Source organism: Burkholderia sp. BCC1972, assembly GCF_905339605.1.
In the GTDB taxonomy this organism is placed as follows: domain Bacteria; phylum Pseudomonadota; class Gammaproteobacteria; order Burkholderiales; family Burkholderiaceae; genus Burkholderia.
The window spans coordinates 53,918-71,695 of sequence record NZ_CAJPGH010000028.1; the positions used below are offsets into that span (position 1 = coordinate 53,918).

The window sequence follows — 17,778 nt, forward strand, 5'->3', positions numbered from 1 at the left end:
GTGCCGACGCCGCCTGGGGCAAGCGCCCGCCGCGCTTGCCGACCTCGTTCCGCTCCACCTCACCTGGGGGTTTCGTGAATCGCTCCGGTTTCCGCGCCACGCTGCTGATCGGCGTCGCGCTCATCCTTGCCGCCTGTCATCCCAAAGAATCCGCGCCGCCCGCCCCGCGCCCCGTCGTCGCGCTGCCCGCGCGGGCCGATACCGCCGCGACCGCACGCACGCTCCCCGGCGACATCCAGCCGCGCTATGCGACGCCGCTGTCGTTCCGCATCGCCGGCAAGATCATCGAGCGCAAGGTGCGGCTCGGCGATACGGTCAAGGTCGGCCAGGTCGTCGCGCTGCTCGATCCGTCCGATGTCGAGAAGAACGCCGCGAGCGCGCAGGCGCAGCTCGATGCCGCGACGCACAGTCTCGCGTTCGCGAAGCAGCAGCTCGACCGCGACCGTGCGCAGGCGCATGAAAACCTGATCGCGACCGCGCAGCTCGAACAGACCCAGAACAGCTATACGTCGGCGCTCGCGCAGCGCGACCAGGCGCAGCAGCAGCTCGCGCTCGCGAAGAACCAGCTCCGCTACGCGACGCTCGTCGCCGATCACGCGGGCTTCATCACCGCCGAACAGGCCGACACCGGCCAGAACGTGTCGGCCGGCCAGCCGGTCTACCAGCTCGCGTGGTCGGGCGACGTCGATGTCGTCAGCGACGTGCCCGAGGCTGCGCTCGCCTCGCTCGCGCCCGGCCATGCGGCGACCGTCACGCTGCCGTCGCTGCCGGGCCGCCAGTTTGCCGCCAAGGTGCGCGAAATCGCGCCGGCCGCCGATCCGCAAAGCCGCACCTATCGCGTGAAGCTCACGCTCGCCACGCCCGATCCGGCGATCCGCCTCGGGATGACCGCGAACGTCGCGTTCGACGGCGCACCGGCCGCCGACAACGCGCAGCCGATCACGCTGCCCGCGACCGCGCTGTTCCACGACGGCGCGCAACCGGCCGTGTGGGTCGTGCGCACGAAGGACGACACGCTCGAACTGCGCCGCGTCGACGTCGCGCGCTTCAACGAGCGCACCGTGACCGTGTCGCACGGGCTGCAGCCGGGCGAGCGCGTCGTGCTGCAGGGCGTGCATACGGTCAGCGCGGGCGAGAAAGTGCGCGCGATCGCGCCGCTGCATCCGGAGGACTTCGCATCGTGAGTACCCCGCATGAAGAAGGCCGTTTCAACCTGTCGGCGTGGGCGTTGCGCCACCAGGCGCTCGTCGTCTACCTGATCGCGCTCGCGACGCTCGCGGGCATTCTCGCGTACACGCGGCTCGCCCAATCCGAAGACCCGCCGTTCACGTTCCGCGTGATGGTGATCCGGACGTTCTGGCCCGGCGCGAGTGCGCGGCAGGTGCAGGAACAGGTGACCGACCGGATCGGCCGCAAGCTGCAGGAAACGCCGGCCGTCGACTTCCTGCGCAGCTATTCGCGCCCCGGCGAATCGCTGATCTTCTTCACGATGAAGGATTCGGCGCCCGTGAAGGACGTGCCCGAGACCTGGTACCAGATCCGCAAGAAAGTCGGCGACATCGGCTACACGCTGCCGCCCGGCGTGCAGGGCCCGTTCTTCAACGACGAGTTCGGCGACGTCTACACCAACATCTGGACGCTCGAGGGCGACGGCTTCACGCCCGCGCAACTGCACGACTACGCGGACCAGTTGCGCACCGTGCTGCTGCGCGTGCCGGGCGTCGGCAAGGTCGACTACTTCGGCGACCCCGACCAGCGGATCTTCATCGAGGTCAACAACGCCCAGCTCACGCGCCTCGGCATCTCGCCGCAGCAGCTCGGGCAGGCGATCAACGCGCAGAACGACATCTCGTCGGCCGGCGTGCTGACGACCGCCGACGATCGCGTGTTCGTGCGGCCGAGCGGCCAGTTCGACAACGTCGACGCGATCGCCGACACGGTGATCCGCATCAACGGCCGCACGTTCCGGCTCGGCGATCTCGCGACCGTGAAGCGCGGCTACGACGACCCGGCCGTCACGCAGATGCGTACGAACGGCAAAGCCGTGCTCGGCATCGGCGTCACGATGCAGCCGGGCGGCGACGTGATCCGGCTCGGCAAGGCGCTCGACGCGGAATCGAAGGACCTGCAGGCGCAGCTGCCGGCCGGCCTCAAGCTGACGCTGGTGTCGAGCATGCCGCACGCGGTCTCGCATTCGGTCGACGACTTCCTCGAAGCCGTCGCCGAAGCCGTTGCGATCGTGCTGGTCGTGAGCCTCGTGTCGCTCGGCCTGCGCACCGGGATGGTCGTCGTGATCTCGATTCCGGTCGTGCTCGCGGTCACCGCGCTCTTCATGTACCTGTTCGACATCGGGCTGCACAAGGTATCGCTCGGCACGCTCGTGCTCGCGCTCGGGCTGCTCGTCGACGACGCGATCATCGCGGTCGAGATGATGGCCGTGAAGCTCGAACAGGGTTACAGCCGCGCACGCGCCGCCGCGTTCGCGTACACGAGCACCGCGTTCCCGATGCTGACGGGCACGCTCGTCACGGTGTCGGGCTTCCTGCCGATCGCGCTCGCGAAATCGAGCACCGGCGAATACACGCGCTCGATCTTCGAAGTGTCGGCGATCGCGCTGATCGCGTCGTGGTTCGCAGCCGTCGTGCTGATCCCGCTGCTCGGCTATCACATGCTGCCCGAGCGCAAGCGGCACGCGCACGAGGCGCACCTGCCCGACGACCACGAGCACGACATCTACGACACGCGTTTCTACCGGCGGCTGCGCGGCTGGATCGACTGGTGCATCGAGCGGCGCTTCGTCGTGCTGCTGGTTACCGGCGCCCTTTTCGTCGTCGCACTGATGGGCTTCACGCTCGTGCCGCAGCAGTTCTTCCCGAGCTCCGACCGGCCCGAGCTGCTGGTCGACCTGCGGCTGCCCGAAGGCGCGTCGTTCGCGGCGACGCTGCGCGAAACCGAGCGCCTCGAGAAAGCGATCGACAAGCGCCCCGAGATCGACCATTCGGTGAACTTCGTCGGCAGCGGCGCGCCGCGCTTCTACCTGCCGCTCGACCAGCAGCTGCAACTGCCGAACTTCGCGCAGTTCGTGATCACCGCGAAATCGGTCGAGGATCGCGAGAAGCTCGCGACCTGGCTCGAAACCACGCTGCGCGACACGTTCCCGGCCGTGCGCTGGCGGCTGTCGCGGCTCGAGAACGGCCCGCCGGTCGGCTATCCGGTGCAGTTCCGCGTGAGCGGCGACAGCATCGCGACGGTCCGCTCGATCGCCGAGAAGGTCGCGGCGACGATGCGCGGCGATGCGCGCACGGTCAACGTGCAGTTCGACTGGGACGAGCCGGCCGAGCGCTCGGTGCGCTTCGAGATCGACCAGAAGAAGGCGCGCGAGCTGAACGTCACGTCGCAGGACGTGTCGAGCTTCCTCGCGATGACGCTGTCCGGCACGACCGTCACGCAGTATCGCGAGCGCGACAAGCTGATCGCGGTCGACCTGCGCGCGCCGCGCGCCGACCGCGTCGATCCGGCGAAGCTCGCGGGCCTCGCGCTGCCGACGCCGAACGGCCCCGTGCCGCTCGGCTCGCTCGGCCGCTTCACGCCGACGCTCGAATACGGCGTCGTATGGGAGCGCGACCGCCAGCCGACCATCACCGTGCAGTCGGACGTGCGCGCCGGCGCGCAGGGCATCGACGTCACGCATGCGGTCGACGCGAAGCTGAACGCGCTGCGCGCGCAGCTGCCGGTCGGCTATCAGATCAACATCGGCGGCTCGGTCGAGGAAAGCGCGAAGGCGCAGACGTCGATCAATGCGCAGATGCCGCTGATGGCGATCGCCGTGTTCACGCTGCTGATGATCCAGCTGCAGAGCTTCTCGCGCGTGCTGATGGTCGTGCTGACCGCGCCGCTCGGGCTGATCGGCGTGGTCGCGACGCTGCTGCTGTTCGGCCAGCCGTTCGGCTTCGTCGCGATGCTCGGCGTGATCGCGATGTTCGGGATCATCATGCGCAACTCGGTAATCCTCGTCGACCAGATCGAGCAGGACATCGCGGTCGGCCACGGGCGCGTCGACGCGATCATCGGCGCGACCGTGCGGCGCTTCCGGCCGATCACGCTGACGGCCGCGGCCGCCGTGCTCGCGCTGATCCCGCTGCTGCGCTCGAACTTCTTCGGGCCGATGGCGACCGCGCTGATGGGCGGCATCACGAGCGCGACCGTGCTGACGCTGTTTTACCTCCCCGCGCTGTACGCGACGTGGTTCCGCGTGAAGCGCGACGAACGCGACCCGCAGGACGGGCCGCCGCCAGGCGCCACGCCTGCCGCGCCGTCGGGAGCTTGACCATGGATCGATCGATGACCCTGAAAACGAAAGCCGTGCGGGCGCTTGCCGTGGCGAGCCTCGCCGGCCCGCTCGCGGGCTGCGCGTGGTTCGCGCCGAGCGGCGAGCCGCCCGCAATGCCGTCGCCCGCGCACTACGGCAGCGTGCCGCAAGTCCAGCAGACCGTGTCCGCGCAAGGCGTCGCGCAGCAGTTCGAAGTCGGCGCGCAGCCGGTGCCCGACTGGTGGAAGCAGTACCGCTCCGATGCGCTGAACGCGCTCGTCGACGAAGGGCTGCGAAACAGCCCGACGCTGAGCGCGGCGTCGCATTCGCTCGATGCCGCGCGCGAACAGCTGCGCGGCCAGATCGGCAGCTCGATGCTGCCGTCGATCGACGCGGTCGGCCAGGCCACGCGCCAGCGCGCGCTCGGCGTGCCGATTCCCGCGCTCGGCGCGCCGACGCTGCTGTACGACACGTTCGTCGGGCAACTGCAGGCGAGCTACACGGTCGACCTGTTCGGCGTGTCGCGCTTCGCGAACCGCGCGCTCGCGAAACGCGTCGACGTCAGCGCGTTCCAGCTCGAATCCGCGCGGCGCGCGCTCGCCGCGAACATCGTCACCGCGTCGATCACCGTGTCGGTGCTCAATGCGCAGATCGACACGACCGAGCGGCTCGTCGCGCTCGCGAACGACCAGGCGCACGACGCCGAACGCCGCCATGCGCTCGGTTCGGCATCGCGCAGCGACGCGCTGAACGCGCGGCAAAGCGCCGACACGTTCGCGGCGAGCCTGCCCGCGCTGCGCCAGCAACGCGACTCGGCGCGCCATGCGCTCGCGGTACTGGTCGGCCGCACGCCCGACCGGCCGCCGGCCGACCTCACGCTCGCCGATCTGCACCTGCCCGAACAGGTGCCCGTCGTCGTGCCGTCCGACCTGCTGAAAAGCCGGCCGGACATCCAGGCGGCCGATGCGGGGCTGAAGGCAGCAGCCGCCGAAGTGGGCCTCGCGACCGCACAGATGTTCCCGCAGCTGTCGCTGTCGGCGGCCATGGGCAAAGGCGGCTTCAGCTGGCCGACGATGCTGTCGGGTGCCGGCGCGATCTGGAACGTCGGTGCGTCGCTGAGCCAGCCGATCTTCCACGGCGGCGCGCTGCTCGCCCAGCGCCGCGCGGCGAAGGCGACCTACGAGGCCGCGGTCGACCAGTACAAGCAGGCCGTGCTCGGCGCGTTCCAGAACGTCGCCGATTCGCTGGCGGCGCTCGAACACGATGCGGAAGCGCTCGATGCGTCGTCTCGTGCCGCGCTTTCCGCGCGCGGCGCCTACGACGACGCGGCCGCCCGCGTGCGGCTCGGCGCACTGCCGCCGTCGGCCGCGCGTGCGAGCGAACTGCAGTACCGCAATGCGCGGCTCGACGAGATCCGCGCGACCGGCGCGCGGTTCGCGGATACCGCGCGCCTTTACCAGGCGATGGGCACGCCGCCGACCGGCAAGGACGACAAAGCCGGCCAGCCCGGCCAGAACGGCAACGCGGCCGGCGACGGCACAGGCGGCCGCGTTGCACGCGCGGCCACGCCCGACACCACGCCTTCGCCGCAATAAGCCGGCTCCTCGATCGGGCGCGTGCCGCACGGCCCCGCGCGCCCGATCGCCGAACTTCCGCTTGACCCTCACGTAGCGTAACGTTCGAGACTCCAGTGTGCGTACCGAACGGAGGAACGAATGCGACTGAAAGTGGGAGAACTGGCGAAACGCAGCGGGCTGACCGTCCGCACGCTTCATCACTATCACGCGATCGGTTTGCTGACGCCTTCGGCGCGCGCCGACAACGGCTACCGGCTGTACGACCGCCACGACATCGCCCGGCTCCACCAGATCCAGGCGTTGCGTCGCTTCGGCCTGTCGCTCACCGAAATCGGCGACCACCTGAACCAGCCCGGCACCCCGCTCGTCGAGCTCGTCGCGAAGCAGATCGCGCTGCTCGACCGCCAGCTTGCGCAGACCGCGCAGCTGCGCGAGCGGCTCGTGAACCTGCATGCGCAGCTCGCGGCGGGCACGGAGCCGGAACTGGCCGATTGGCTCACCACACTGGAGTTGATGACCGTGTACGACAAATATTTCTCCGAGGAAGAACTCGCGCGCATGCCGATGTACCGGAAGAGCCAGACGGGCGACGCGGAATGGATCGCGCTCGTCGGCGAGGTCCGTGCGCTGCACGACGCGGGCGTGCCCGCCGAGGACGAGCGCGCGCGTACGCTCGCGTCGCGCTGGATGGCGCTGCTCGTGCGCGACACGAACAACGATCCGCGGCTGCTGGCGAAGCTGAACCTGATGCACGAGCACGAGCCGGCGATGCAGTCGAAGATCGGCATTTCGACCGAACTGCGCGACTATGTGCTGCGCGCGTCGGCGGAAACGAAGATGCGGATCTTCGAGAAGTATCTTGCGCCGGACGAGATCCGCTTCATGCGGGCCCACTACGGCGAACGCGCGATGGAGTGGCCACAGCTGATGGGCGACGTGCGCGACGCGATCGACACCGGCGTGAAGCCCGATTCGCCGCAAGGCCGCGCGCTCGCGCAGCGCTGGCTCGAGCTGTTCTGCAGCTATGCGGGCCACGATCCGGCCACGCATGCGAAATTCCGCCAGGCGCTGATGAACGAGCCGGCGCTCACGAAAGACTCGTGGACCGACGACACGCTGATCGGTTTCGTGCGCGAGGCGATGGCGCAGCTTGCGCCGGTGCGTTGAGCGTGTGACGGTGCGGGCGGCGGCCGAATTGCTCGCGTGCCGCCCGCGTCGCCACTGACGCTCGGTCGCGCACTTGCCAGTCGGGCCGGCCGTCGAGCGTTGCCGTCACCTTCCGCTCGACGCCGTCGCCGCCGCCGAACGCGGCTCTGGCGGGCGTCACCGATCGCGCGTACCGAGCCCGAGCGCCTTCATCCGCCGGTACAGCGTCCGCTCGCTCATCCCGACCTGCTCGGCGAGCGCCTTGCGCGTGCCGTCGAACGTGCGCGCGATGCGCACGAGTTCCGCATCCGACATGCCGCGCCCGTCCGCCGCGCGGTCCTGCGGCGCCGCCGCGGCCGCGACGAGTTCGGCCGGCAGATGCTCGACGCGGATCGTCCCGTCGTCCGCGAACAGGCACGCGCGTTCGAGCACGTTGCGCAGTTCGCGGATGTTGCCGGGCCATGCATACGCATCGAGGCACGCTCGCGCGCGCTCGGTCAGCACGTACGGCCGCGCGCTCGCATCGCCCGCCTTGCCGCGCGCATTCGCGATGCGCCGCAGGATCGATTCGGCCAGCAGCGCGACGTCACCGCGCCGCTCGCGCAGCGCCGGCAGCGGAATCGGAAACGCGTTGATCCGGTAGTAAAGATCCTGCCGGAACCGGCCGTCCTCGATCATCTCGCGCAACGGCTTGTGCGTGGCCGCGACGAGCCGGAAATCGGCGCGCAGCGCCTCGACGCCGCCCACGCGCCGGAACGTGCCCGACTCGATCAACCGCAGCAGCTTCACCTGCATCGGCAGCGGCACGTCGCCGATCTCGTCGAGAAACAGCGTGCCGCCCTGCGCGGTTTCGACGAGGCCCGGCTTGCGCTGGTTCGCGCCCGTGAACGCGCCTTTCTCGTAGCCGAACAGTTCGCTCTCGAACAGCGTCTCGGCAATCCCCGAGCAATCGACGACGACGAACGGCCCCATCGCACGATCGCTCGCCTCGTGCAGCGCGCGGGCGAACAGCTCCTTGCCGGTGCCCGATTCGCCGAGCAGCAGCACCGGCAGCGTCGAGGGTGCCACGCGCTGCAGCGCACCGAGCGCCGCATTGAACGCGTCGGCGCCGCCGACGAGCCCTTCCGCACTCGGCTGCGCGGACGCGCTGCGCACCGTCGTCAGCCGCTCGACATAGGCGATCACGTTGCCGTCCGCATCGAAGATCGGCCGCAGCTCGACGTCGACGTGCTCGGGGCCGCGCGGCGTGTGATGGATGTGCAGCACGCGATTCAGCCCGCGCGACTCGAGCGCCTGCTTCATCGGGCAATGCTCGCCGGCCTGGTCGCACGGCACGTCGTAGTGATGCGACACCTGGAAGCAGTGCCGGCCCACGTGCTCGACGCCCGCCACGCCGAACTGGCGCCGGTACGCATCGTTCGCCGCGAGGATGCGGTAGTCGGGATCGACGACGATCATCGGCTGCGGGTCCTGCTCGAGATACGCGACGAGCGCGCGCACGTCGGGCATCGCGTCGCGACGCGGCGCGGGAACGATCGGGATGGTGTCGCGCGGATTCATGCGGCGGCTCGCTCGGTGAAGAAGCGCCCGGACGGACTGCCAGGCAGACTGCCAATTCTGCCACGACACTGCCAGTTATGGCAGTTCTCATCCTCGAGCGGACGCCAGCGACACCTTCACGCTACCGCCGGCACGCCGGAAATCCGAGTCGAATCAAGCCGCTGGCACATCGGCGAGTGCCTTGTCGCAGCCTGGCACGCTTCTTGAGACAAAGACCCCGATTGCAGATGCAGAACCCGATCGAGGACACCCCGTGAGCAACGCCCCCGCCCTGTCGGTCGAAGGCTTTTTCGACCCGGCGACCCACACCGTCAGCTATCTCCTGCTCGATACCGAGAGCCGCGCGTGCGCGCTGATCGACAGCGTGCTCGACTACGATCCGAAATCCGGCCGCACGCGCACCGCCAGCGCGGACCGGCTGATCGCCCGCGTCGCCGAACTCGGCGCGACCGTGCACTGGCTGCTGGAAACGCACGTGCACGCCGATCACCTGTCGGCCGCGCCCTACCTGAAAGCACGGGTCGGCGGCCGGATTGCGATCGGCTCGCACGTGCGCCGCGTGCAGCACGTGTTCGGCACGCTGTTCAACGCTGGCCCGGGCTTCGCGGAAGACGGCCGCCAGTTCGACCAGCTCGTCGACGACGGCGACACGCTCGCGCTCGGCGCGCTGACGATCCGCGCGCTGCATACGCCGGGCCATACGCCCGCCTGCATGACCTACTGCGTGGACGACGCGACGCAGCGCGCGGCGTTCGTCGGCGACACGCTGTTCATGCCCGACTACGGCACGGCCCGCTGCGACTTCCCCGGCGGCGATGCGCGCACGCTGTACCGCTCGATCGCGCGCGTGCTCGCGCTGCCGCCCGACACGCGCCTGTACCTGTGCCACGACTACCAGCCGGGCGGGCGCGACGTGCAGTTCGTGACGACCGTCGCCGAGCAGCGCCGCGCGAACGTGCACGTGAAGGACGGCGTGACCGAGGACGATTTCGTCGCCATGCGCACCGCGCGCGACGCGACGCTCGACATGCCCGTGCTGATGCTGCCGTCCGTGCAGGTCAACATGCGCGCCGGCCACCTGCCCGAACCCGAGAACAACGGCGTGCGCTACCTGAAGATCCCGCTCGACGCGATCTGAGCGCCTGCACCCCACCGAGAACCCCGACATGACGACCATCCGCAAGCTGACCGACACGCTGTCGGTCTCGCCGCAGATCGCGGCAGCCGACCTGCCCGCGCTTCACGCGGCCGGCATCCGCGCGATCATCTGCAACCGGCCCGACGGCGAAGGCGCCGACCAGCCGACCGTCACCGAGATCCGCGCGGCCGCCGCGCCGCTCGGCATCGACGTGCATGACCTGCCGGTCGATACCGGCAAGGTGACCGACGAACAGGCCGCGCGGTTCGGCGCGCTGCTCGCGTCGCTCGACGGGCCGGTGCTCGCGTACTGCCGCAGCGGCACGCGGTCGGCCACGCTGTGGGCGTTGTCGCAAGCGGCGCTGCGTCCGCTGAGCGACATCGTCGCCACCGCCGGCGCAGCCGGCTACGACCTGAGCGCGCTGGCATCGCGTATCGCACCGGGTGGCCGTCAGGCGGCACCGGCCGTCGACGCGCGCCACGACATCGTGATCGTCGGCGCGGGCGCGGCCGGCATCGCGGTTGCATCGAGCCTGCTCGCGCGCGACGCGTCGCTCGACATCGCGGTGATCGATCCGGCCGACATCCACTACTACCAGCCCGGCTGGACGATGGTCGGCGCGGGCGTGTTCCAGCCGGAAACCACCGCGCGCCGGATGACCGACGTGCTGCCGCGCGGCGTACACCGGATCCAGGCCGCCGTCGCGGGCTTCGAACCCGACGCGCACACGGTCGTGCTCGACGGCTGCCGCCGCATCGGCTATCGCAAGCTCGTCGTGTGCCCGGGGCTCAAGCTCGACTGGCACGCGATCGACGGTCTCGCCGACACGCTCGGCCGCAACGGCGTCACGTCGAACTACCGCTACGATCTCGCGCCGTACACGTGGGCGCTCGTGCGCGCGTTCCGCGGCGGCAATGCACTCTTCACGCAGCCGCCGATGCCGATCAAGTGCGCGGGCGCGCCGCAGAAGGCGATGTACCTGTCGTGCGATCACTGGCGTCGCGCGGGCCGCCTCGAAGCCGCGAACGTCGAGTTCCTGAATGCGGGCGGCGCGCTGTTCGGCGTCGCCGACTACGTGCCCGCGCTGATGGAGTACGTGAGAAGCTACGACATCGCGCTGTCGTTCGGCCACAACCTCGTCGCGATCGACGGCCCCGCGCGCCAGGCGACGTTCACGCGCGCGCTGCCGGACGGCGGCAAGGAAACCGTCGTGCGTGCGTTCGACATGATTCACGTCGTGCCGCCGCAGAAGGCGCCCGATTTCGTGCGATCGAGCCCGCTCGCCGACGCGGCCGGCTGGATCGACGTCGATCCGGCGACGCTGCGGCACAAGCACTTTCCGGACATCTACGCGCTCGGCGACGCGACCAACACGACCAACGCGAAAACGGCCGCGGCCGCCCGCAAGCAGGCGCCCGTCGTTGCGCACAACCTGCTCGCGTCGCTCGGCCGCGCGCACGGCGACGCCGCATATGACGGCTACGGCTCGTGCCCGCTCACCGTCGAGCGCGGCAAGATCGTGCTCGCCGAGTTCCTGTACGGCGGCAAGGTCGCGCCGACCTTCCCCGCGTGGCTGATCGACGGCAAGCGCCCGTCGCGGCTCGCGTGGCTGCTCAAGGAACGCGTGCTGCCGCCGCTCTACTGGAAGGCGATGCTCAAGGGCCGCGAATGGCTCGCGAAGCCCGCCGTCGCACGTTGACCGGAGCGCGATGACGTCATGTTGATTTCCCTCGTACTGGGCGGCTTCGTCGGCGCCGTGCTCGGCCTGACCGGTGCCGGCGGCGGCATTCTCGCGGTGCCCGCGCTCGTCGTCGGGATGAGCTGGCCGATGCAGCAGGCCACGCCCGTCGCCCTCGTCGCGGTGGCGGGCAGCGCCGCGCTCGGCGCACTCGAAGGCTTCCGCCGCGGGCTCGTGCGCTATCGCGCGGCGCTGCTGATGGCCGTGGCCGGCGTGCCGCTGACCACGCTCGGCGTGCGGCTCGCGCACGTGCTGCCGCAGCGCCTGCTGCTCACGCTGTTCGCGTTGACGATGCTGGTCGTCGCCGGCCGCTTGCTGCGGCAGGCGCTGCGGCACGCCCCCGCCGATGCGGACGCGTCGCCGCTGTGCGTCGGCCGCATCAACCCCGACACGGGCCGGCTCGTCTGGTCCTGGCCGGTCGGTGTCGCGCTCGCGTCGACCGGCGCGGTGACGGGTCTGATGACGGGGTTGCTCGGCGTCGGCGGCGGCTTCGTGATCGTGCCGATGCTGCGCAAGTTCACGAACGTGTCGATGCACGGCGTGGTCGCGACGTCGCTGATGGTAATCGCGCTGGTCGGCACGGGCGGCGTACTCGCGACGCTCGTGGCGGGCACGCGCGCGCCGCTCGACGTGACGCTGTGGTTCACCGTCGCGACCGCGCTCGGCATGGCCGCCGGCCGCGTCGCGTCGCACCACCTCGCCGCGCGGCACGTGCAGGCCGGCTTTGCTGCCGTGCTCGTGTGCGTAGCGCTCGGGTTGCTGGCGAAGGCGGCGTTCGGCGCTTGAGCCGAATGCGGCAACGGATCCACGCCCCCAAACAAAACGCCCGGCCCGACTCGTCGTCGGCACCGGGCGTTTTTCATTGCGGCCGCAACCTGTGGATCAGGCCGCGTATCCTGCCATCCGCTTGCGTTCCTGGCGCAGCATCACGAAGTTCGCGATCACGACGCCGGCCGTCACCGCGACGATGAACAGCGTCGCGAGCGCGTTCATCTCCGGGTTCAGGCCGAGGCGCACGCGCGAGAACACGACGAGCGGCAGCGTCGTCGAGCCGGGGCCCGACAGGAACGCCGACAGCACGAGGTCGTCGATCGACAGCGTGAACGACAGCAGCCAGCCGGCGATCAGCGCCTGCGAGATCAGCGGCAGCGTGATCGTGAAGAACACCTTCAGCGGCGTCGCACCGAGATCGAGCGCAGCTTCTTCCAGCGACGGGTTCAGCTCGCGCACGCGCGACTGCACGATGATCGCGACGTACGAGATGCACAGCATCACGTGGCCGAGCCAGATCGTGAACACGCCGCGCTCGGCCGGCCAGCCGATCCACTTCGCGAGCTCGATGAACAGCAGCAGCAGCGAGATCCCCTGGATCACCTCGGGGATCACAAGCGGCGCGTTGATCATCCCGCTGAACAGCGCGAAGCCGCGAAAGCGTCCCATGCGCGCGAGCACGAAACCGGCCCATGTGCCGATGAACACCGACGCGAACGCGGTCAGCACGCCGATCTTCAGCGACAGCCATGCGGCCGTCAGCAGCTCGTCATCCTCCACGAGCGCCGCGTACCAGCGGAACGAGAAACCCGACCACACGGTGACGAGCTTCGACTCGTTGAACGAGTAGACGATCAGGCTGAGGATCGGGATGTACAGGAACGCGAAGCCGGCAAACAGCGCCGCGAACTGCAGGTAACGATTCGGCTTCATCGACGGCCTCCCTGTTCCTTCGCCTGGAAGTGCTGGAACATCGCCATCGGCACGAGCAGCAGCAGCACCATCGCGCAGGTCACGGCCGACGCCATCGGCCAGTCTGCGTTGTTGAAGAACTCGTTCCACATCACGCGGCCGATCATCAGCGTGTTCGCGCCGCCGAGCAGCTCCGGAATCACGTACTCGCCGACCGCCGGGATGAACACCAGCAGGCAGCCCGCGATGATCCCGTTCTTCGACAGCGGCAGCGTGATCTGCACGAACGCCTTCCACGGCTTCGCGCCGAGGTCGTACGCGGCCTCGAGCAGGCGCAGGTCCATCTTCACGAGGTGCGCGTAGAGCGGCATCACGAGGAACGGCAGGTACGAATACACCATCCCGATGTAGACCGCGTAGTTCGTGCGGTACAGCTCGATCGGCGTATGCGTGAGGCCGATCCACATCAGGAAGTTGTTCAGCAGCCCGTTGTTCTTCAGGATGCCGATCCACGCGTACACGCGGATCAGGAACGACGTCCAGAACGGCAGCATCACGCCCATCATCAGCAGGTTGCGGGTCGCCGGATTCGAACGCGCGATGTAGTACGCCATCGGATAGCCGACCAGCAGACACAGCAGCGTCGTGATCGCGGCCACCCACACCGAGTTCACGTAGGTCGCGAAATACAGGCTGTCCGTGAACAGGAACGCGTAGTGCGACAGGTTCAGCGCGATATGCACGACGCCGTCGGTATACGACGCGAGTTCCGTGTACGGCGGAATGCCGAGCTGCAGCTCCGCGAAGCTGATCTTGACGACCAGCACGAACGGCACGAGGAAGAACAGCACGAGCCACGTGAACGGCCCGGCGACGACCGCCGACGCGCCCGTCAGGTTGAAGCGCCGCACCGGCCACTCGAGCAGGGACTTGAACGCGTTCATGACGTCAGCACCACACCGGCCGTCGCGCTCCAGCGCACGTAGATCTCGTCGCCGAGCGCCGGCGTGTCGAGCTCGGAAATCGCGAGGCTCGACACGTTCGCGATCACCGTCTTGCCGCCGTCGAGCTTCACGTGATAAAGCGAATAGCCGCCCATGTACGCGACGTTGCTGATCCGGCCGCGCGCCCAGTTGAACGCGCCTTCGGGCGGCTTGCGCGTGAGCGCGATCCGCTCGGGGCGCACCGACACCGTGACCGGCATCCCGAGCGGGCCCGAGATCCCGTGGCTCACGTACAGCCGGCTCGGCAGTTCCGGCGACTCGATGTACACGTGGTCGGGCTCGTCCTCGACGGTCACGCCGTCGAACAGGTTCGTCGAGCCGATGAACTCGGCCGAGAAGCGGCTGTTCGGGTATTCGTACACTTCGTTCGGCGAGCCGATCTGCACGATCTTGCCTTCGCTCATCACCGCGAGGCGGCTGGCCATCGTCATCGCCTCTTCCTGGTCGTGCGTGACCATCACGCAGGTCACGTCGACCTTCTCGATGATGTTCACGAGCTCGAGCTGGGTCTTCTGGCGGATCTTCTTGTCGAGCGCGGACATCGGCTCGTCGAGCAGCAGCAGCTTCGGGCGCTTGACCAGCGAGCGCGCCAGCGCGACGCGCTGCTGCTGGCCGCCGGAGAGCTGATGCGGCTTGCGCTGCGCGTACTTGCTCATCTGCACGAGCGCGAGCGCATCGGCCACGCGCTCCTTGATCTCGTTTTTCGGCGTGCCTTCCTGCTTCAGGCCGAACGCGACGTTCGATTCGACCGTCATGTGCGGGAACAGCGCGTACGACTGGAACATCATGTTCACGGGGCGGCGGTACGGCGGCAGCGACGCGAGGTCCTCGCCGTCGACGAAGATCCTGCCGGAGGTCGCCGTCTCCAGCCCGGCGAGCATGCGCAGCAACGTCGACTTGCCGCAGCCCGAGCTGCCGAGCAGCGCGAACAGCTCGCCCTGGCGCACGGTCAGGTTGACGCTGCGCACGGCTTCGGTGTCGCCGAATTTCTTGACGACGTCGACGATCTGGACAAAGTTCTCGGCGCGCGCATCGGCGCCGGAGGAGGAAACGGAGAACGGCGCGCCCGCAACCGGCGCACCCGACTGGCTATTCATGATGTGCTGCTTCTCTCCTGCGTTAGACGAACAAAGCCCCCGGGGGCACCAGGGGCTTCATGACTGCTGGTTCACTTCGGCTCGCGTCAGCGGCCCGACTTCAGCTCGGTCCACAGACGCGTCTGCAGACGCTGGATTTCAGGCGGCAGCGGCTTGAGCAGGAACAGCGTCTTCACGACGTCGGCCGGCGGGTAGACGGCCGGGTCGTTCGCCACGTCGGGCCGCACGTACTTGCGGGCCTCGGCGTTGGCGCTCGGGTAGTACACCGCGTTCGTGATCGCCGCGTGCACCTTCGGATCCTCGATGTAGTTGATCCACTGCAGCGCGGCATCCTTGTTCTTCGCGTCCTTCGGGATCGCCATCACGTCGAACCACACCGGCGCGCCGCCCTTCGGAATGTAGTACTCGACCTTGTACGGCTTCTTCGCCTCGATCGCGCGATGCTTCGCGATCACGACGTCGCCCGACCAGCCGAACGCGAAGCAGATGTCGCCGCCGACCAGGTCGTTGATGTAGCCCGACGAGTTGAATTGCGTGATGTACGGACGGATCTTCTTCAGCACTTCCATCGCGGCCTTGTAGTCGGCCGGGTTCGTGCTCATCGGATCCTTGCCGATGTAGTGCAGCGTCGCCGCGAACATCTGGTCGGGCGCGTCGAGCACCGACACGCCGCAGCTCTTCAGCTTCGAGATGTTTTCCGGCTTGAACAGGATGTCCCAGTTGTCGAGCGGCGCCTTGCCGAGCGCCTGCTGCGCCTTCGTCAGGTTGTACGCGAGACCGGTCGTGCCGTACGCCCAGGGCACCGAGTACTTGTTGCCCGGATCCGCGCCGGCGACGAGCGCCATCAGTTGCGGATCGAGATACTTGAGGTTCGGCAGCTTCGACTTGTCGAGCGGCGTGAAGATGCCGGCGGCGATCTGCTTGCCCGCGTAGTTGCTGGTCGGCACGACGATGTCGTAGCCCGAGCTGCCGGTCAGCAGCTTCGCCTGCAGCGTGTCGTCGCTGTCGTAGTTGTCGTAGCGGACCTTCACGCCCGCCTGCTTCTCGAAGTTCGGGATCGTGTCCTTCGCAATGTAGTCCGACCAGTTATAGACATTGAGCTGCGTATCCTTCGCCGCTGCCGCCGACGCACCCACGCACAGCGCGAGCGCTGCGAACCGGCCCACTACCTTTGCTTTCATCCCGTTCTCCCTCCGGCCGGACGCGTTGCCCGGCTGCCGTCTGCCTCGTCATGGCGGCGCATTCTGGCGCGCCGCCCCTCGAAAACCCCGAAAACTACCATCATTCGCGCCCCGTCACAAAAAAATCATGCCGGTGTCGCGCAAACGGAACAGATTCCCGCCGCCGGCCCGTCGGGCCGCCCGTGCGACGGGGCGTTCCGGGGGAATTCTATCGGGTAATCGGCGTCTGTCCACCGGGAAAAACAGGCGGTGGCGAAACCGCGTTCGCGTACCGGGCGTGCAGCCGGACAGCATGCCGGCCGGCGCCGCCCGACCCGGCGGCCGCGATGCATTAAAATGGCGGTTGACGATTCAACTGCGCGAACCCTTCCGATGGCCTCCAATCTCCACGACCTGCCCGACAGCCCCTGCATCGGCGTGTGCTCGACCCTCTTCGACGAAGTCTGCAAGGGTTGCGGCCGCACGGCCGCCGAAGTGTCGAACTGGGTATTCCTGAGCGACGAGGAAAAGCGCGCGGTGTGGGAGCGCATCTCGCGCGAAGGCACCGCGATGCGCTTCCAGTACGACAAGCTGTAAATCCGCCGGACATAAAAAAAGCGGCATGCCGACCGCCATGCCGCCAACCCCAACTCTGTCCTTTTCCTGCCGCGTCAGAACTTCATCCCGACGCCCACGCCCACGATCAGCGGATCGATGTGCAGCGTGCCGATGCCCTTGTCGCCCAGCGTCGCATCGGTGCTCATCCAGATCTTCTTCACGTCGACGTTCATGAACACCTTCTTCGTCAGCTGCACGTCCACGCCGAACTGCAGTGCGGGACCGAAGCTGCTCTTGTTGATCGACACGCCTTCCCCGCCGACGTTCAGCCCGTTGTTGTAGAAGTACGTGTAGTTCAACCCGGCGCCGACGTACGGACGCACCTTGCCCGCATGGTTGAAGTGATACTGCAGCAGCAGCGTCGGCGGCAGGACGCCCACGCCGCCGAGATTGCCGAGGCTCGACGTCAGCTGGTGCCGCGACGTGCCGAGGATCAGCTCGACACCGAGGTAGTCGCGGATCATGTACGTGAAGTCGAGCTCCGGCACGATCGCGTTGTTCACGCCCGTGTTGATTGCGCCGAGCGTGTCGCTCGCGCGCTCGTTCGGCTGGATGCTGATCGCGCGAAGCCGAACCAGTACGTCACCCTGGTTGATGCCGTCGCCCGGCGATGCCGCGTGCGACAGCGAGGGCATCGCGAGCAGACTCGCCGCGAGAGCGGCAGCGGTGACACAAGTTCGAATCGTTTTATGCATGGTACGGACCCCCAAAGAATGGTTTCCATTCTCCCCGTAGGGTCTTTTCGCCA

The 17,778-nt window shown here is 68.4% G+C and carries 14 protein-coding genes; 8 read left to right on the forward strand and 6 right to left on the reverse strand.

The features are described from left to right. Positions 1-74 precede the first annotated feature (74 nt). The 4 genes from U5798_RS30335 to U5798_RS30350 all read left to right on the forward strand — a co-directional run bounded on the left by U5798_RS30335 (position 75) and on the right by U5798_RS30350 (position 7,053). A complete protein-coding gene (locus tag U5798_RS30335; RefSeq protein WP_322084121.1) occupies positions 75-1,184 on the forward strand; it encodes an efflux RND transporter periplasmic adaptor subunit in 1,110 nt (369 codons plus the stop codon). After that, the gene (locus U5798_RS30340) at positions 1,181-4,327 is read left to right on the forward strand and encodes an efflux RND transporter permease subunit (protein WP_124451941.1); all 3,147 of its coding nucleotides are present in this window, start codon (positions 1,181-1,183) and stop codon (positions 4,325-4,327) included. The genes U5798_RS30335 and U5798_RS30340 overlap by 4 nt, the downstream gene beginning before the upstream one ends. Positions 4,328-4,329: 2 nt before the next feature. Beyond that, positions 4,330-5,904: an efflux transporter outer membrane subunit gene (locus U5798_RS30345; RefSeq protein WP_322084122.1), complete on the forward strand. Its 1,575-nt coding sequence runs from the start codon at positions 4,330-4,332 to the stop codon at positions 5,902-5,904. A 120-nt stretch (positions 5,905-6,024) separates the two neighbouring features. After that, the gene (locus U5798_RS30350) at positions 6,025-7,053 is read left to right on the forward strand and encodes a MerR family transcriptional regulator (protein ID WP_322084123.1); all 1,029 of its coding nucleotides are present in this window, start codon (positions 6,025-6,027) and stop codon (positions 7,051-7,053) included. Positions 7,054-7,209: 156 nt separating this feature from the next. On the opposite strand, the gene U5798_RS30355 is transcribed toward U5798_RS30350, so the two are convergent. Further along, entirely contained in the window at positions 7,210-8,592 is a 1,383-nt protein-coding gene (locus tag U5798_RS30355; protein WP_322084124.1) for a sigma-54 interaction domain-containing protein, read from the reverse strand. Positions 8,593-8,845: 253 nt separating this feature from the next. Between U5798_RS30355 and U5798_RS30360 the strand changes: the two genes are divergently transcribed. Genes U5798_RS30360 through U5798_RS30370 form a run of 3 tightly spaced genes read left to right on the forward strand, consistent with a single transcriptional unit; the run spans position 8,846 to position 12,254 of the window. Further along, positions 8,846-9,730, forward strand: coding sequence for an MBL fold metallo-hydrolase (locus tag U5798_RS30360; protein ID WP_322084125.1), 885 nt, complete (start codon positions 8,846-8,848; stop codon positions 9,728-9,730). A gap of 28 nt (positions 9,731-9,758) precedes the next feature. Further along, on the forward strand, positions 9,759-11,429 hold the full coding sequence (locus tag U5798_RS30365; protein ID WP_124451951.1) for a bifunctional protein tyrosine phosphatase family protein/NAD(P)/FAD-dependent oxidoreductase: 1,671 nt from the start codon (positions 9,759-9,761) through the stop codon (positions 11,427-11,429). A gap of 18 nt (positions 11,430-11,447) precedes the next feature. Next, positions 11,448-12,254: a sulfite exporter TauE/SafE family protein gene (locus U5798_RS30370; RefSeq protein ID WP_322084126.1), complete on the forward strand. Its 807-nt coding sequence runs from the start codon at positions 11,448-11,450 to the stop codon at positions 12,252-12,254. 96 nt (positions 12,255-12,350) lie between these two features. Here the strand turns inward: U5798_RS30370 and U5798_RS30375 are convergent, their stop codons facing one another. The 4 genes from U5798_RS30375 to U5798_RS30390 form a co-directional block, all read right to left on the reverse strand. Beyond that, complete coding sequence (locus U5798_RS30375) at positions 12,351-13,172, reverse strand: ABC transporter permease subunit (RefSeq protein ID WP_124451955.1); 822 nt, start codon at positions 13,170-13,172, stop codon at positions 12,351-12,353. Next, entirely contained in the window at positions 13,169-14,095 is a 927-nt protein-coding gene (locus tag U5798_RS30380; RefSeq protein ID WP_034186811.1) for an ABC transporter permease subunit, read from the reverse strand. Before U5798_RS30380 ends, U5798_RS30375 begins: the two co-directional genes overlap by 4 nt. After that, positions 14,092-15,252: an ABC transporter ATP-binding protein gene (locus tag U5798_RS30385; RefSeq protein ID WP_322084127.1), complete on the reverse strand. Its 1,161-nt coding sequence runs from the start codon at positions 15,250-15,252 to the stop codon at positions 14,092-14,094. Before U5798_RS30385 ends, U5798_RS30380 begins: the two co-directional genes overlap by 4 nt. 86 nt (positions 15,253-15,338) lie before the next feature. Beyond that, positions 15,339-16,433, reverse strand: coding sequence for a polyamine ABC transporter substrate-binding protein (locus U5798_RS30390; protein WP_124451961.1), 1,095 nt, complete (start codon positions 16,431-16,433; stop codon positions 15,339-15,341). 372 nt (positions 16,434-16,805) lie between these two features. Between U5798_RS30390 and U5798_RS30395 the strand changes: the two genes are divergently transcribed. Continuing rightward, positions 16,806-17,009, forward strand: coding sequence for a DUF1289 domain-containing protein (locus tag U5798_RS30395; protein ID WP_124451963.1), 204 nt, complete (start codon positions 16,806-16,808; stop codon positions 17,007-17,009). 74 nt (positions 17,010-17,083) lie between these two features. On the opposite strand, the gene U5798_RS30400 is transcribed toward U5798_RS30395, so the two are convergent. After that, complete coding sequence (locus tag U5798_RS30400) at positions 17,084-17,725, reverse strand: OmpW/AlkL family protein (protein WP_124451965.1); 642 nt, start codon at positions 17,723-17,725, stop codon at positions 17,084-17,086. Between the last annotated feature and the right edge of the window lie 53 nt (positions 17,726-17,778).

Bases quoted from the DNA above. Each gene is read 5' to 3' on its own strand.
- U5798_RS30345 (WP_322084122.1), top strand. From the start codon at position 4,330: ATGGATCGATCGATGACCCTGAAAACGAAAGCCGTGCGGGCGCTTGCC.
- U5798_RS30350 (WP_322084123.1), top strand. From the start codon at position 6,025: ATGCGACTGAAAGTGGGAGAACTGGCGAAACGCAGCGGGCTGACCGTC.
- U5798_RS30355 (WP_322084124.1), bottom strand. From the start codon at position 8,592: ATGAATCCGCGCGACACCATCCCGATCGTTCCCGCGCCGCGTCGCGAC.
- U5798_RS30365 (WP_124451951.1), top strand. From the start codon at position 9,759: ATGACGACCATCCGCAAGCTGACCGACACGCTGTCGGTCTCGCCGCAG.
- U5798_RS30370 (WP_322084126.1), top strand. From the start codon at position 11,448: ATGTTGATTTCCCTCGTACTGGGCGGCTTCGTCGGCGCCGTGCTCGGC.
- U5798_RS30375 (WP_124451955.1), bottom strand. From the start codon at position 13,172: ATGAAGCCGAATCGTTACCTGCAGTTCGCGGCGCTGTTTGCCGGCTTC.
- U5798_RS30380 (WP_034186811.1), bottom strand. From the start codon at position 14,095: ATGAACGCGTTCAAGTCCCTGCTCGAGTGGCCGGTGCGGCGCTTCAAC.
- U5798_RS30385 (WP_322084127.1), bottom strand. From the start codon at position 15,252: ATGAATAGCCAGTCGGGTGCGCCGGTTGCGGGCGCGCCGTTCTCCGTT.
- U5798_RS30390 (WP_124451961.1), bottom strand. From the start codon at position 16,433: ATGAAAGCAAAGGTAGTGGGCCGGTTCGCAGCGCTCGCGCTGTGCGTG.
- U5798_RS30395 (WP_124451963.1), top strand. From the start codon at position 16,806: ATGGCCTCCAATCTCCACGACCTGCCCGACAGCCCCTGCATCGGCGTG.
- U5798_RS30400 (WP_124451965.1), bottom strand. From the start codon at position 17,725: ATGCATAAAACGATTCGAACTTGTGTCACCGCTGCCGCTCTCGCGGCG.